This is a genomic window from Leptolyngbya cf. ectocarpi LEGE 11479, assembly GCF_015207065.1.
GTDB lineage: Bacteria > Cyanobacteriota > Cyanobacteriia > Phormidesmidales > Phormidesmidaceae > Leptothoe > Leptothoe ectocarpi.
The window spans coordinates 1-15,452 of record NZ_JADEXP010000135.1 but is presented as its reverse complement, the minus strand read 5'-3'; the positions used below and the strand labels follow the sequence as shown (position 1 = coordinate 15,452).

Genomic DNA, 15,452 nt, shown 5'->3' with positions numbered 1-15,452 from the left:
CTACTGAGCCGAGAACTTAATGCACTACAAATGGGTGACGATGTGGCCCGTAGTTTGGGTAGCCGACTGGAGTGGCAGCGCGGCTGGCTGTTATTAAGCGCAGTGGCGTTGGCGGGCTCGGCAGTGGCTACGGCTGGAAGCATTGCATTTGTGGGGCTAATGGCGCCTCACATTGCTCGGCAGCTGGTGGGGCCTTCCCATGAGGGGCTATTACCAACGGCGGCTTTGACTGGGGGAATGGTTGTTATTGTTGCCGACCTGATGGGGCGATTGTTATTTGCGCCCATTGAGCTGCCCTGTGGCATTATCACCGCCGTGATTGGTGCGCCTTACTTTTTGTATTTATTAATTCGCGATCGCAAATGACCGACACTGCTCTCACCACCCGCAAGCTCACCCTGGCCTACGACGGTAAGCCCATCATCAATGACCTGGATCTCGCCATTCTCTCGGGCAAAATTACCGTGCTAGTCGGCCCCAACGGCTGCGGCAAATCCACATTGCTCAAGGGGCTGGGACGGCTGCTGAAGCCCCAGCAGGGAATTGTTTATCTTGACAGCACGTCTATATTTAAACTACCCACTAAAAAAGTTGCTCAACAGCTCGGTCTGTTGCCCCAGGGACCGACTGCACCTGAAGGACTAACAGTGCGAGAGCTGGTAGCCCAGGGCCGCTATCCCTACCAGACCTGGCTGCAGCAGTGGAGCGAAGACGACGAAAAAGAAGTCGAAGCGGCTCTGGCGATTACCGAATTACGGGACTTTGCCGACAGACCGATAGACAGTCTTTCTGGAGGACAGCGTCAGCGAGCCTGGATCGCCATGACCCTGGCGCAGAATACTCAGATTTTGCTGTTGGATGAACCGACAACCTTTTTAGATCTGGCCCATCAGATTGAGGTGTTAGACCTGCTCTACGATCTTAATCAACGAGAAGGACGCACCATTGTCATGGTGTTACATGAACTAAACCAGGCCTGCCGCTATGGTGACCACCTAATTGCCATGAAAGCTGGAGAAGTATGCGCCCAGGGTGTTCCTCAAAATGTCATGACAGAAACCTTGGTAAAAGATGTGTTTGGTTTAGACTGTCGCATTGTTAGTGATCCAGTTGCAGGTACTCCCTTGTGCATTCCCATCGGGCGCAAAGTTGCGGTACCAGGAGTGGCTTAATCAAATGGCTGCGATCGCAGCGTATCTTACTCTCATTATTTAACCATAGGGATAAGGATTTTATAAAATCCTTATCCCTATGGGCTCACTGTATCCCCTACTGATTATTTACTATTTTAAGGCTCTAGAAACAACTTTCGAGCATCACGAAATTTTCTTCTAACTGTTGTTGCTGACTGGGATTCAACACTGTGTTGAGTTGATTTTCGTAATCCTGCTCTAGCTGCTCCAATTTCGCTATGTTATCTTCACTAAGGTCCGGCAAAATTGCAATGACCATTGATTTGAACTCTTGATCTAGGGCCTCTAACTCAGCTTCCTGGTCCGCTGTCAAGTTCAATTCTTGGTCGTCACTTTGGTACCAAATGTGCTGTTGGTCAGGGGACAAGATCTGAAACAGTCTTTCCTCATAGCGCTCTTCTAGTTGTGTCAGCTGACTATCTTGCTGTGGAGTGATTTCAGGTATAATCGCAGCCTCTTTTTGTTCAAGTTCGTCAGTGAATTTTATAACTTGCTGACGTTGTTGGGGGGTTAGTTGTAGTCCAGAAAACTCCGGGAAGTCTAGGGCAAACTGATTACGTTCTAACTGTGCTTGCTGCTGAGACGTGAGGATAGTTTCAAGCTGCTCTTCATAGGTCCTTTCGTAGTTTTCTAAGCGAGCTTCTTGGTCGGCTGTAAGCAAAAAGGGTGTTGGTGCTAACCACATTTGATGAGGAGGACTCGGTCGGGTCTGCAATTAAAGCAGGAGCCCTGGGATACCTGCTGAAGGATACGGAACCGGATGAGCTGATACAGGCTATTCGGATGGTCAGTAAGGGGTATTCCCCAATGGGACCGGGATTATTGTCAAAAGCGATGCTCCAAGACCGTTCTGAAATACAATCGACGCTCAGTGCAGAGCAGGCATCAGCATTTACTGAGCTGACTCCTCGCGAACGGGAAGTTTTAGCTTTGATTGCACGGGGCTTGAGTAATCGGGAAATTGCAGCAGAACTGTATATTTCCCAAAGTACGGTCAAAAACCATGTCACCAGGATTTTGAGCCAGTTAGGATTGCGCGATCGCACCCAAGCAGCTATTTTTATTAACTCTCAATAACAAACAATTATTAGGCGACACTGCTCCTCGTCATGATTTCACCCCTTATAATGCCTACGACGTTGCTGAGTTAAGGAATGAATCTAAAGGGAGTTGGAATCCTAAGCCATTGAAATCAGCCGTCAACATGATGTAGTGATGGGTCAGAAATACAGTGAGGACATCCATGGCAAAAACAGCACCCTATGGCGCTTGGCAATCGCCCATTACCTCTGAGGTGATTGTGTCTAATTCCATTCGCCTGGGGAGTATCCATCTAGATGGCGATGATATCTACTGGAACGAGCTGCGCCCCACAGAAAAAGGCCGTAGCCTGATTGTGCGCCGTACGGCTGATGGAGACATTACGGATATTACCCCTACCGGCTTTAACGTGCGCACCCGTGTGCATGAATATGGTGGTGGGGCCTACTGGGTGGATCAAGGTGAGATATATTTCTCCAATTTTCTAGACCAGCGACTGTATCAGCAGTCGTTAGGCACAGCGCCAAAGCCCCTCACCCCTGAGAAAGCGTTACGGTATGCCGATGGAGTTGTGGATCGCTCCCGGCAGCGGCTGATCGGTGTGCGCGAAGACCATACCCAAAGCGACCAGGCCGCCATCAACACGATTGTTGCCATTGACCTCGACGACCAGACCCAAACTGTTTTAGCCTCTGGGTATGATTTTTACTCCACCCCTCGCCTCAGCCCCGATGGCACACAGCTGGCCTGGCTCAGCTGGAATCATCCCAACATGCCCTGGGATGGCACCGAACTCTGGGTTGCCGAAATTGCCGCTGACGGTACCCTGACAAAGCCCCAAAAGGTGGCAGGTGGCCTGAGCGAATCCATTTTTCAACCCCAGTGGTCCCCTGACGGAATTTTATACTTTATCGGCGATGCCACGGGCTGGTGGAATCTCTACCGCTGGCATCATCAAACCGTTGAACCCCTCTGTCCATTAGAGGCTGAATTTGGCGCACCCCAATGGTCCTTTGGCATGTCCACCTACGGATTTGTCTCTGCTCAGACTTTGGTGTGCACCTACATATACCAGGGTGTTCAGCAGCTGGCTCAGCTAGATATGACAACTTTCACCCTCACCAAGATTGACACACCCTATGCCAGCATGGGAGGTCTTCAGGTAGGATCGAATTTTGTTGTCTTTTTAGGGGGCTCCCCTAGTCAGCCCAGTGTTTTGGTGCGTTTGGATTTATCAACGGGCGAGACCATTGAACTCAGACGGTCTAGCACCTTGGAGATTGACGAGGGCTATCTCTCGACTCCGGAGACGATTATATTTCCAACCAGTAACCATCTCTCTGCCTATGGCATCTATTATCCACCTAAAAATAAAGACTACAGTGCCCCCGAAGGAAGCCGTCCCCCTTTGCTGGTGAAAAGTCACGGCGGACCGACAGCGGCCACGTCTTCTAACTTTAGTCCAGCGATTCAATACTGGACTAGCCGTGGTTTTGCCGTCTTGGATGTGAACTATGGTGGCAGTACAGGCTATGGTCGGGCCTACCGTGAGCGGCTAAAGGGGAACTGGGGGATTGTTGATATTGATGACTGTGTGAACGGGGCGAACTATCTGGTGGCCCAGGGTAAAGCTGACCCAGAGCAGCTAGCGATTGACGGCGGCAGCGCCGGGGGCTACACCACCCTGGGGGCGCTGACGTTTCGGGATGTGTTTAAGGCAGGGGCCAGCTACTATGGCGTTAGCGATATGGCGGCCCTGGCGATGGATACCCACAAGTTTGAGTCACGCTATCTGGACAGCTTGGTGGGTCCCTACCCTGAGCGCAAGGATCTCTATGAGGCCCGTTCGCCCATCAACTTTACTGACCAGCTGTCCTGTCCGGTTATTTTCCTGCAGGGGGATGAAGACAAAATTGTGCCCTCCAACCAGGCTGAACTCATGGTTGATGCCCTACGGGAAAAGAACATCCCAGTGGCATATTTGTTATTTGAAGGGGAACAACACGGTTTTCGCAAAGCGGATAATATTAAGCGAGCACTAGACGCCGAGTTTTATTTCTATAGCCGAGTGTTTGGATTTGAGCCTGCGGAAGAGATTGAACCTGTGGAGATTTGGGGACTGTGACATCAAGATAAATTCTGTAAAGCCGATCAATATAATACAAAAATACTAGTTAAGATTTAAAGGTGCGGGTTGCAGCAGCTCTGGCTCCGAAGTTTTAATCTGCGGGCGTTGCTGATCCTCGGGATAATTTTATCTGCAAGATAAAGTGGTTAACTGAGCCAACCTCCATGACGACTATGCGACTGCTCTCCATCGAAACCACCCCCAGCCCCAACTGCATCAAGCTCAATCTTGATGGGATCATTAGCGCCAAAGCCTTAACGTTAGACAAGGGCAGCAACGTACCCGACACACCTGAAGTCGTTCAACAACTGTTAACCATTGAGGGAGTCAAGTCTGTCTTTGCAGTCCAAGACTTTATCACCCTGACCCGTCAAGGCAGTTCAGACTGGCAACCGATTTTGTCTGCAGCGGCTCAGGCGATTGGTATCGCCGATAATGCGGATGCTAAGCTCCTGACCCAGGTGGCTGAGCCGCTGCAGACAGCTGATAATCAGGCCACCGGCTCAAATTTAGGCATACTAGACGTGGCCGTCCAGATGTTTCGCGGCATTCCGATACAGGTCAAGGCCACTGCAGCAGATGGACAACAGGCCCGAGTTGCTTTACCCGACCGCTTCAGCCAGGCACTCCAGCGGGCCATCAGTGCAACAGACGCTGATTATGTGATGGAACGGCGCTGGGAACCGTATCAGGCCCCAGCCGGTGAGCCTGGGCAAGTGGCTCAGCTGGTGGCCGATGAAATCGATAGTTTGTTTGACGCTGAAGAACTGGCCCGAATTGAAGCGGCCGCCGTTAGTGCCATCGTTCATGCCTCCGAGGACGCAGCCCAGATAGCGGCGGAGTTGAGCCATCCTGACTGGAAAAAGCGGCTCAAGGCATTGCAACAACTCGATGTCACTACCGATAATTTTGCGGCTGTGGTAGCGGTGCTCGATGATGAGAAGAGCGCCATTCGACGCTGGGCAGCGGCCCTTTTGGGAGCCAGTACCTTAGAGATTGCGGTTGCTCCCTTGTGTCATGTGGTGCGGCATGATGCGTCAGCCATGGTCCGGCGCATCGCTGGAGATGCCCTGAGTGATCTGGGTGACGCCAGTGCCATGGCCACAATGGCTGAAGCGCTGAGGGATGAGTCTAAATTAGTGCGCTGGCGCGCGGCGCGATTTATGACCGAGCTGGGCAACCAAACGGTGGTTGAGTCCCTGCGACAGGCTGTTGCCCAGGAATCTGAATTTGATGTGCGAGTGGAGATGGCGACAGCCCTAGAGCGGATTGAGGGGGGTGGTGATACCCAGCTGCCCATGTGGATGCGGCTGACGCAGGGGATGGAGACAAGATAGATCGGTGAGGACACGGGTAGGGACTATGGTTAACCAATGGGATGGCTGGTCTTGCCAGTGAGATTGTCTGGGGTTAACGATAGGGGAGACTCGGGGATAGAAATACATGGTTGATCACACTTCTCGCTATGATTTGGTCGTTTTTGGGGCAACGGGATTTGTTGGCCGTATTCTCTGTGGGTATTTGCTAGAACAGGTTGGGATCAACGGCGCTGTTAAGTGGGCGATCGCAGGTCGTTCCCAGGCTAAGTTAGACGCCCTGATCTCCGAGCTGGGAGCCAGCAGCCTGCCCCAAATTGTTGCAGACGTCTCTGATGAGGCTAGCCTGCGGGATCTATGCGCTAAAACCCAGGTTGTTATCTCCACCGTTGGTCCTTACGCCCTGTATGGGGAACCGCTGGTTAAGGTGTGTGCGGAGACGGGCACCGACTATTGCGATCTGACCGGGGAACCCCAGTGGATTCGACGCATGATTGAGCAGTACAGTGCCACGGCTGAACGTTCCGGGGCGCGGATTGTTCACTGCTGTGGGTTTGACTCGATTCCGTCTGATTTAGGGGTGTATTATCTGCAGCAGCGGGCGAAAGAGCGGTTTGGGGAGGGGTGCGATCGCATCAAAATGCGCGTAAAAGCTGCCATGGGCGGCGTCTCGGGGGGCACTGCTGCCAGCGGCATTAATTTGGTGCAAGAGGCCAGTGGAGATCCGGCCCTGCGCCAGGAGTTGGACAACCCCTATTCCCTTTGCCCAGATAGCCGTGAGTCTTTGAATCATTCCCCGACGATGGTTCCTGTGCAATACGATCAGGACTTTCAAGGGTGGGTGTCCCCATTTGTGATGGCGGCCATTAATACCCGCATCGTGCTGCGGTCGAATGCCCTGTTGGATTATGGCTATGGCCAACAGTTTCAGTATGACGAGGCGATACTGACCGGGCCTAACGCTACAGGCTGGCTTGTGGCCCAGGGGCTTAGTGTGGGTCTAGGCGGTGTGGCGGCGGCCATGGCCTTCTCGCCGACGCGCTGGCTGTTAGAAAATACGCTGATTCCTAAATCGGGGGAAGGACCCAGTCAGGTAGCTCAGAAGCAGGGGTTTTATGATTTGCGGTTTTGGGGTGCGACTTCGACAGGACAGACAATTCAGGTTAAAGTGACGGGCGATCGCGATCCGGGCTATGGCTCGACTGCTAAGATTTTGGGTCAGGCGGGGCTCTGTTTGGCGGAGGATTTTCCTCCATCTGCTAAAGCTGGAGGATTTTGGACACCAGCGTCGATGTTTGGTGAAGTTTTGATCGAACGATTGGTAAAAGCAGCTGGGTTGACGTTTGAGGTGTGCTGATAGCGTTTTTCTCATCGCAGGGTAACGGCTCCCCGTGATAGAGGTCTCCCCGTCAATTTACTCAGTACGTAACAATGCCTGGGGTAGCTGTTGTATTATTCGCAGAAAGAGAGAAGTGTCATCTAGGGATTGAGACATTATCAAGGCCCCCTGGATCGCGATAAGGGCGTCTTGACCTCGTTTCAGAGCCAGAGCGTCGTCAAGCCCCGACTCAATCAAGACATTAGCAATCGCTCCAATCCAGGCTGCCAATACGGCCTTAACTCTGTCGTGAAACACATCGCGTCCTGTGCCCGCCCCCAAAATCGCCAGCAAGCAAGGCTGAGTACCCTCCGCATAGAGATCATTGATGCGATCGCACATCTTCTGCAATCGTGCCTGGGGATTGCCCTCGCTGGCCATGAGTTGCAGCACGTTTTCTTCCAACCAGCTTTCCGAATGGTTCAGTAGTGATGCCACCATGTCATCTTTCCCACCCGGAAAGTGATGGTAGAGGCTGGCCTTACCTAACCCAGTAGCCGCTGAAATTTTAGAGAGTGTGGCTCCGTCATAACCGTACTGGCGAAACAGCGAAAACAAGATCGGAACGTAATCCTCTTTAGGCATTTCAGCAATTTTTGAATTTAGCTGTTGACATTCTACCAAACGATCGGTACATTAATACTGTACTGAACCGATCGTTTGGTACAGTGCTGTTGATGGCTACAGCGATGGGTTCATTGCCAGCCTTTTTAATCCCGTTTTAATCCCGGCTTGTTTATTCACTATCTGTTTGCTCACTAGAGGAGTTGTTCCATGGCGATTACCCAAGGCGCTCACCATATTGGCCTCACTGTTCCTAGCATTGAAGCCACCCGAGACTTTTTCATGAACGTGCTGGAATTCAAGCAGGTGGGTGAAGTGCCTGATTACCCGGCCTATTTTATTTCTGATGGCACCGTAATGTTGACGCTCTGGCAGGCTAACAATCCTGATAAAGCAACTCCCTTTGATCGCAAGAACAACATCGGGTTGCATCACCTTGCCCTTAAGGTAAAAGATATAGATACCCTCAATGACATTTATCAAACCCTGATTAAAACCGAGGGGGTCAGTATTGAATTTAAGCCTGAGCTTTCCGGCAACGGGCCTGCACAACACTTGATGGCATACATTCCCGGTGGCATTCGTCTAGAACTTCTGGCCTCTGGTAAGTAGTCTCAGCGTGCGCAAACATCCGGCTGTGCGTGATTTTGCAGTATTTCTCCTGTTATCTTGAAGGGGCTTATCATTATGGCTATTCCCGGTTGGCAAAAAGAAGAATCTCCCTTTCACCGAGGAGAACAAGCTGTTCAGGCGAAGTTGGGGGCACGCGATCGCATGGAAGCGATGGGACGACGAATGATTCGTCAGTTCTTGCCTGAGCAACATCGCCAATTTTATGCTCAACTCCCCCACGTTCTAGTCGGTACAGTCGATGCTGAGGGTAATCCTTGGGCATCGGTTCTAGTGGGTGAACCTGGATTTATCTCCACGCCGAACGAGCGTGAATTTCACATTGTAGCCCAGCCACTCTTTGGCGATCCGCTGGTCCATAATCTCGCTATCGATAGCAAGATTGGCTTTCTCGGCATTGAGCTTCACACGCGTCGCCGCAACCGGATCAATGGTGTGGTGAGTGAAATCACATCAGATGGCTTTTCTGTGGCAGTTGAACAAACCTTTGGCAATTGTCCAAAGTATATCCAGGCACGGCAGTTTAACCTTCACAACTTTGATCACAACGCTCCTAAGCCTGTCCATACCTTCACCACCCTGGACAAGACGCAACGGGCTGTGATTGCCACAGCAGATACCTTCTTCATTGCCACAGCTTATCTAGATGACGCGGCTGATGTCACCAATGGTGTGGATGTTTCCCATCGGGGGGGAACTCCCGGTTTTGTTCACATAGATGGCGATACTCTGACAATACCTGATCTTGCCGGTAACTGTATCTTTAATACGTTTGGCAACATTGAAGTCAATCCTCGGGCCGGGTTATTGTTCATTAATTTCGAGCAGGGTAACCTGTTGTACCTGACTGGACGAGCCGAAGTTATCTGGAATGGCGATCCCGAAATTGCTCTCTATGCTGGCGCTGAACGCTTATTCAAGTTCTATCTCAGCCGAGGGGTCTACGTGGAAGGTAGTCTGCCATTGAGTTGGACTGCTCCAGAGCAGTCTCCTTTTCTTGACAAGACCGGACCTTGGAATAGCTAGATCCCCGAAAAAATTAGAGAGCATCATAACGTCGAGGGATTCCATGTCTGCAAGGGATACGACCCAGTTTCGGGCATTCCCCTGTGTATTCCGATTTGGGTAAAGCTGAATAGGTGCGATCTCACCTCCGATCTAATCGACCCTGACCTTCTTAGAAGTCTTATCTATGAATCTATTCAAGAACAACTCTCCTCAATGACTTAACCAAATAGCATTGGCAGGTACGCGCTATACTGACCTCTCTGTAAGTCAATTCAAAAGGGTTAATATGCAGTGGAAGCCAATTCAAGGCCTACCAGATAACTGGCAAGATCTAGCTAATGCTGAACTGCCACCTCTTGTAACGGTATGGAGCGAGCAAGCAGAACGTCTTCGTAATTCTGGCGAGTTCAAAACTTTCATTGAGAAACTACGTCGTGAAATAGCTATTGAAACAGGGATTATTGAACGCCTGTATACGCTAGACCGTGGAATAACCCGTCTGCTGATTGAACAGGGTATTAATGAATCTCTAATTCCACATGGCGCTACTGATCTTCCAATAGGACAAGTGATCGCTTTAATCCGAGATCAAGAGGCTGCCGTTGAAGGATTATTTGATTTTGTTGGTAGAAAAAGGATGCTATCAACTTCTTATATTAAGCAGCTGCATCAACTCTTGACCCAAAATCAAAAGAGTACTGAGGCATTGATTCCATCTACAGGAGAAATAGTTAGTATTCCTCTTATCAGTGGTGATTGGAAAAAACGGCCTAATAATCCAATGAGGAAAGATGGAACTATCTATGAATATTGCCCTCCTGAGCAGGTCACCTCAGAAATGGATAGGCTTATTCAACTCCACAACTTACACATTGAGCAACAAATACCTCCGGAGATAGAGTCTGCATGGTTGCATCATCGATTTACCCAGATTCATCCATTCCAAGACGGTAATGGGCGAGTTGCGCGATGTCTTGCTAACCTTGTGTTTATTCAAGCTGAGTGGTTTCCACTAGTGATTACTCGTGATGATCGAGCTGCATACATTACTGCATCTGAAGAGGCTGATCGGGGTAATTTATCATGCCTTATCGCCTTATTTGCCAAGAGTCAGAAACAATCATTTATCCGTAGCCTTGGGCTATCAGAGCAAATATTATCTGAGGCAAAACGAGCACAAGTTGTAATTGCCTCGGCTGTAGACAAGCTGAAGCAAAACTTATCAGCGTCAGTTAAGGAGCGTTGCGAGAAAGCTGAAACCTATGCTGAGAAATTATTCACGGTCTCCTCAGAAAGGCTGCAAGATATTTCTAAAGAGATTCGAATTTCTTTGGAAAATTTAGTTTCTGAAGCCCAAATTTTTACAGTCGAATCTCCATCTGATGATTCAAAGTCGCACTATCATCGTTATCAGATTGTAGAGACGGCAAAACAGTTAGGCTATTTTGCCAATCTTCGTCCGTATCATAGATGGATTCAGCTAGTGATCAGTTTAGGATCGTCAACAACAATGATATTGCTTTCTTTTCATGTGCTTGGTCATGAGTATAGAGGTTTACTCGTATGTTCTGCATGTGCCTATCACAGAGATGATGCAGATGAAGGAGAACGAAATACTAACGATATTCAAGCCTTGACAGATTCACTTTTTCAGTTTTCATATGCTGATGAAGAACATCGCGTCGTTAAACGATTTAAAGATTGGCTAGAAGAAATAATTGTCACAGGTCTAGAGTACTGGAATAAAAGTTTGTAACTCTACTTCCAGATGATAAACCTGCTTAAGTGCTTATGCTTGGTAAAAAGGTCTAACAATTCAAATGCTGCAGACGAAGTAAGGGTGGACAAAGTGACATACTAAGCTCTATGTTTTCACAGGAGTCGGTTTGGCAACTTTTACTGAGGTTCGACAAAAATATTTCCAGTTTTGGCGAGAATATGGAAAACTGACTCCAAAAGCGATCTCTTGGATTGTCAGAAAGTGTTAACGAGGCCATGCAAGAGATTATTGCTCAAAAGATCAGGTTATTTGGCAGTGCTGACAAAGCTTAGGGATCAGGATTTTATAAGAGCCAAAAATTGATGAGACGTTCTGTAGAATGTCTGTACATTCAATAGTGGAGCCTAATTAATTTTGTTTCCTAAGCTACTGGGGGAAAGGATTCTAGAAATCGCATCAGAGAATTTAAAAACTGTTTTCCCAATAGGGCTGATAGGATGCCACAAAGTAAAATAATGATGCTGGTTACTGCCAGATTCCAGACAGTTAAACCAGGCTCAATCAGCACCCAGGGAATTAGAGAGACAATTAACCCCAGCACAGCGCCGAGTAAAAATTGATAGACAATATCTTTGAGAGAGCGAGGGGCTGAGCTGTTGTTCTGAGATGTCATGGGAGTAATCTTCCTTTTGATTATTTTTATTTAGATGGGGCTAGGGAAACAATATGGGAGAAGTCTTTTTAAGTCATGGTATCAATTGGCGTATAAAGATGGGTGTGGGAGGTGTTGAGCTGACTCAGCATCTGATTAATCAGAGTCGCCTTGTCGTCAGAGGCCGCTACCTGGGGCCGATACTGTTCTCCCAAAGCGGTCCAATCTACACCATTAAAATCTGGATCATAAAAATTGTCATTGACCGTTTCCCATACCGCGTCAAACAGCGGTTGTGGCTGTGATGCCACCGGATTTGTTAGCCGCTGTAATAGGCCAAAGGACAGGCTCACTACAATGATAATTAGCAGCCCCTTGAGCCAGATTTTCTCTTGTCTAAAGACCATGGTTAAGACAGGGCTAATGAATCAGGGGGAGAGCAGGGGATATAGGTCTGGACAACGCGGTCAATGGCATCTCGATGCTGTTCTGGTACCCTAATGTTCATACTAGCAGGCAAGAATACAAACCGTGGGTGAATTTGAATGACGAGGATATTGGGATAATTTGTATCCCAGGTGTAGGATTTCATCCGCTGCCATGGAATAAAATTGTATAAAAAGCAAAGGCCATTGTCTCTTAGTTCAAGTTTGTTCAACCCGAGAGCAAAGATAAACGCAGCCAACACCCACCAAAAGGCAACTTTGAGAGAGAGCTGTGCAACTTCGATTGAACTGTTGGCCACCTCTGTGAGGGTGAGCCATGCAATCCAGGTAATCATGGCTGCGATCGCAAACTCGGCAATACCGATCCAAAATAGCATGCGATTGTGCCAGGTGCGGCCAACATTGAGCTGTAGGCTACCCGCTTTGCGTTTGCGCACGGGCCAGATCAGCAGCCACAGACTGACGCTGATAATGTACGCCAGATGGATAAAGCTCCAGACCGATTGTTTCCAGACGGCAGTAAAGGCAGAGGTAAATGCGATCGCAAACCCCAATACAATCCAGGGCAGTGCATGGCTCATCTGCCGTCGGGCTGCGGATTGCCCCATGGCCTTGACCAGTAGCCCATAGCCCACTAGCAAACTCAGCCCGACCGATAGTATATAGCTCAAAAACCAAGCCATAGTTATGCGTTATAAGTGATGTCTAGTCCAACTTTAAAGGCCCCATTCTGAAATTCCCATGACAAAAGTAATTTTTAAAAATGACATTCCGACCTGGAACGGATAGCGCTCCAGGCTTAAGCTATTGAATAGCTGAAACAGCCTGTATTTATGATTCTTCAGAATCCAGACGGGAGTGAAACCTATTATCTAGAACTGGGCGATCGCAGTGCAGAGACCCTGGTGTTGCTCCATGGTATCGGAGCAGATCATGAGATGTGGCAGGCTCAACGGCAGCCCTATGTGGATGCTGGTTTTCATCTGTTGATTCTCGATCTGTTTGGCCATGGTCAATCGTCACCGCTGCCCAGTGGCCAATTGTTTCACTGGCATAACCAAATCAGCTGGCTGTTAGCCCACAGAGCTGTCAAAACATGCACCCTCATTGGCGTTAGCATGGGCGGGGTAATCGCCCAGTCGTTTGTTGTCGCTTATCCCCAGATGGTCAACAACCTGGTGCTTGCCGACACCTTTGGAGAACTGCGTACCTTGCGTGAGAAGCTTTTAGGTTCAGCTCAGCTCATTGGGTTTCATCTGTTTAAGCGCTTGGGCCAACAGCGGCTAGCCAACAGCATTAGCCAAACCTATCGTGCTGACTATGCCCACCTGGCTCAAGCCTACTTTAGTCAAGTGTGTTTAACTGCAAATATGGATCAGCTGATTTTAGCCAGACAGGCGATCAATCAGATAGATGTTTTGGAATGTCTGTCAGAGGTGACTATCCCCACCCTGGTCATGGTTGGTGCCGATCTGGGCCAGTTTTTTATTGAGATTAATCAAAAGATTGCCCAGGCTCTGCCCAATGCTGAATTTGTGGTCCTACAACAGTCGATGGACCCTTCTAATTTAGTAAATCCAGACCGATTTAACCATCAGGTGCTCACGTTCTTAGGTTTTTCAGCTAAATAATGTATCCAATAAAATTCGGTTTCGACTCCGCTCAACCTTCCAGCCTAGAGAGTTGAGCGGAGTCGAAACTCGATCTATGGGTATTTCGTTTTCGAGCCAGTCCCTTAGCTATAAAAACAGACTAAAGCAGACAGTCCTTGAGAATCCGAAAAACAACATCTTTCTGATGGCCTAGTGTTCTTTTTCTAGAAGCGAGGCTGGCTTGAAAAGTCTTTGTAAAAGATATGCCATACCTGCGATAGACCAAAATATCGAAAAAACCTGTCATAGTTGGGAAAGCAATAGGATAGGAAAGCTATGGGTAACAAAAAGATATTGATGGTGCTAACCAGCCATGGAACTCTGGGAAATACGGGTAAGACCACCGGATTTTATGTCAGCGAAGCCAGTCATCCATATAACGTTTTTGTTCATCAGGCTAACTACACCGTTGACTTAGTGAGTCCCCAGGGTGGTGAGCCCCCCAGGGATGGCGAAGATGATAGCGATCCGCTCAATCAGACGTTTCTAGATGAAATGGCGGCTCAGTTAACAAAGACTATGACGCCTGACCAGGTAAACCCCAGCGACTATGATGCTATTTTCTATGCTGGTGGCCACGGTACCATGTGGGACTTTCCTGACAATAAAGCCTTGGCTGCGATCGCAGCCCAAATTTATGAGGCCGGTGGCGTTGTTGGGTCCGTATGTCATGGTCCAGCAGCCCTGGTCAATATTAACCTGAGCAATGGCCAATACTTGATAGATGGCAAGACACTCACGTCATTTACAAACGCGGAAGAAAAGGCGATGGAGCTGGATGCCGAAGTTCCATTTTTACTGGAGTCAAAGCTGGTGGAGCGCGGCGCCGAATTTCGTCAGGCCCCCAATTTTGAAGCCCATGTGGAGACGAGTGAACGATTGGTAACGGGACAAAATCCGGCATCGGCTAAGGCTGTGGCGACCCAAATGTGGGCTCTCTTAGAAAATAAAAATCGCGATAAGTAGGTTATCCCAATGATGCTGTTGCCCCCCCTAAAGCTGTTTATGAAAGACTAGGGAAAGATTGTTCGCTGGCATTTCAATCACCTCTTGCAAAAACAAGTGATGTACTTTGGCGGTACCTTCGACCGCTTCTACATCGCGTACACCCCAGTCGGAGGTTTGTTCTTTGAGCCAGTCATCAAAGGTGGTATTGCTCGCAGCGGTGTGTTTACCATTACGTTTAAAAGGACCGTACAGATAAAGCACACCGTCATTGGGGAGCACTCGCCCCGCTCCAGCCATCATCGCTTCACAGGCTTTCCAGGGAGCAATGTGGATCATATTGATGTTAACAATCGCATTAATCGATCGCTTTTCGTCCGCTTCAACGGGCCAAGGCTCCGTCCGCACGTCTAACTCAATGGGGGGAAGCAAATAGCGCGCCTTGGTCACCTGGGTCCAGGCGGCAATACTCTTGAGCATCGGTGCACTGATGTCGCTGGGCCACCACCGACGAGGTGCCAGCTTAGGGGCAAAAAAGCTGGCATGTTCGCCAGTCCCACTGGCAATTTCCAAGACGGTGCCAGGGTTGGGTAAAATCCGCTCTAATACGGCTAAAATGGCCTCGCGGTTACGCTCAGTAGCGGGGGCATAAAGGCGACCATCATTGGGTTTAAAGTCAGGCATGGGAAGGCATTAAGGGATGGACGATGGGGGAGCCGTAGGGCAGGCAGTGGGCGGGTCGCTCAGCCGCTGGGGTGGTAACTAGGCCAGTGTACATT

The 15,452-nt window shown here is 49.2% G+C and carries 17 protein-coding genes; 11 read left to right on the top strand and 6 right to left on the bottom strand.

All coding sequences use genetic code 11. From position 1 onward, the window contains the following. Window positions 1-366, top strand: a 366-nt coding sequence (locus IQ260_RS15310; RefSeq protein WP_193993969.1) for a FecCD family ABC transporter permease, incomplete at its 5' end; no start/stop codon positions are given. Next, window positions 363-1,172, top strand: coding sequence for an ABC transporter ATP-binding protein (locus IQ260_RS15305; protein ID WP_193993968.1), 810 nt, complete (start codon window positions 363-365; stop codon window positions 1,170-1,172). The genes IQ260_RS15310 and IQ260_RS15305, both read left to right, overlap by 4 nt. 124 nt (window positions 1,173-1,296) lie before the next feature. Here the strand turns inward: IQ260_RS15305 and IQ260_RS15300 are convergent, their stop codons facing one another. Further along, a complete protein-coding gene (locus IQ260_RS15300) occupies window positions 1,297-1,854 on the bottom strand; it encodes a hypothetical protein (RefSeq protein ID WP_228016147.1) in 558 nt (185 codons plus the stop codon). Between the two features lie 11 nt (window positions 1,855-1,865). Here IQ260_RS15300 and IQ260_RS15295 point away from each other — a divergent pair, with 11 nt between their 5' ends. From IQ260_RS15295 to IQ260_RS15280, 4 genes are all read left to right on the top strand, one after another. After that, window positions 1,866-2,270, top strand: coding sequence for a response regulator transcription factor (locus IQ260_RS15295; protein WP_322744973.1), 405 nt, complete (start codon window positions 1,866-1,868; stop codon window positions 2,268-2,270). Between the two features lie 166 nt (window positions 2,271-2,436). Continuing rightward, a complete protein-coding gene (locus tag IQ260_RS15290; protein ID WP_193993966.1) occupies window positions 2,437-4,359 on the top strand; it encodes a S9 family peptidase in 1,923 nt (640 codons plus the stop codon). A gap of 167 nt (window positions 4,360-4,526) precedes the next feature. Continuing rightward, window positions 4,527-5,699, top strand: coding sequence for a virulence factor (locus IQ260_RS15285; protein ID WP_228016143.1), 1,173 nt, complete (start codon window positions 4,527-4,529; stop codon window positions 5,697-5,699). A gap of 106 nt (window positions 5,700-5,805) precedes the next feature. Further along, window positions 5,806-7,035, top strand: coding sequence for a saccharopine dehydrogenase family protein (locus IQ260_RS15280; RefSeq protein ID WP_193993965.1), 1,230 nt, complete (start codon window positions 5,806-5,808; stop codon window positions 7,033-7,035). 57 nt (window positions 7,036-7,092) lie between these two features. Here IQ260_RS15280 and IQ260_RS15275 read toward each other — a convergent pair whose 3' ends face one another. Continuing rightward, on the bottom strand, window positions 7,093-7,641 hold the full coding sequence (locus IQ260_RS15275) for a TetR/AcrR family transcriptional regulator (protein ID WP_193993964.1): 549 nt from the start codon (window positions 7,639-7,641) through the stop codon (window positions 7,093-7,095). 189 nt (window positions 7,642-7,830) lie between these two features. Here IQ260_RS15275 and IQ260_RS15270 point away from each other — a divergent pair, with 189 nt between their 5' ends. The 3 genes from IQ260_RS15270 to IQ260_RS15260 all read left to right on the top strand — a co-directional run bounded on the left by IQ260_RS15270 (window position 7,831) and on the right by IQ260_RS15260 (window position 11,014). Continuing rightward, on the top strand, window positions 7,831-8,232 hold the full coding sequence (locus IQ260_RS15270; RefSeq protein ID WP_193993963.1) for a VOC family protein: 402 nt from the start codon (window positions 7,831-7,833) through the stop codon (window positions 8,230-8,232). Between the two features lie 75 nt (window positions 8,233-8,307). Further along, a complete protein-coding gene (locus tag IQ260_RS15265; protein WP_193993962.1) occupies window positions 8,308-9,276 on the top strand; it encodes a pyridoxamine 5'-phosphate oxidase family protein in 969 nt (322 codons plus the stop codon). Between the two features lie 268 nt (window positions 9,277-9,544). Next, a complete protein-coding gene (locus tag IQ260_RS15260) occupies window positions 9,545-11,014 on the top strand; it encodes a Fic family protein (RefSeq protein WP_193993970.1) in 1,470 nt (489 codons plus the stop codon). A gap of 385 nt (window positions 11,015-11,399) precedes the next feature. Here IQ260_RS15260 and IQ260_RS15255 read toward each other — a convergent pair whose 3' ends face one another. The 3 genes from IQ260_RS15255 to IQ260_RS15245 form a co-directional block, all read right to left on the bottom strand. Further along, window positions 11,400-11,651, bottom strand: coding sequence for a hypothetical protein (locus IQ260_RS15255; RefSeq protein ID WP_193993961.1), 252 nt, complete (start codon window positions 11,649-11,651; stop codon window positions 11,400-11,402). Between the two features lie 68 nt (window positions 11,652-11,719). Further along, window positions 11,720-12,037: a S41 family peptidase gene (locus IQ260_RS15250; RefSeq protein ID WP_193993960.1), complete on the bottom strand. Its 318-nt coding sequence runs from the start codon at window positions 12,035-12,037 to the stop codon at window positions 11,720-11,722. Between the two features lie 2 nt (window positions 12,038-12,039). Next, window positions 12,040-12,759, bottom strand: a complete 720-nt coding sequence (locus IQ260_RS15245; RefSeq protein ID WP_193993959.1) for a DUF5673 domain-containing protein — start codon at window positions 12,757-12,759, stop codon at window positions 12,040-12,042. Window positions 12,760-12,909: 150 nt separating this feature from the next. Between IQ260_RS15245 and IQ260_RS15240 the strand changes: the two genes are divergently transcribed. Together IQ260_RS15240 and IQ260_RS15235 are read left to right on the top strand one after the other, a co-directional pair. Further along, window positions 12,910-13,707 carry an alpha/beta fold hydrolase gene (locus IQ260_RS15240; protein WP_193993958.1) on the top strand — a complete coding sequence of 266 codons (798 nt, stop codon included), beginning with the start codon at window positions 12,910-12,912 and terminating at the stop codon, window positions 13,705-13,707. Between the two features lie 297 nt (window positions 13,708-14,004). After that, window positions 14,005-14,694, top strand: coding sequence for a type 1 glutamine amidotransferase domain-containing protein (locus IQ260_RS15235; protein ID WP_193993957.1), 690 nt, complete (start codon window positions 14,005-14,007; stop codon window positions 14,692-14,694). A 27-nt stretch (window positions 14,695-14,721) separates the two neighbouring features. Here the strand turns inward: IQ260_RS15235 and IQ260_RS15230 are convergent, their stop codons facing one another. After that, on the bottom strand, window positions 14,722-15,357 hold the full coding sequence (locus tag IQ260_RS15230) for a DUF938 domain-containing protein (RefSeq protein ID WP_193993956.1): 636 nt from the start codon (window positions 15,355-15,357) through the stop codon (window positions 14,722-14,724). Window positions 15,358-15,452 lie beyond the last annotated feature (95 nt).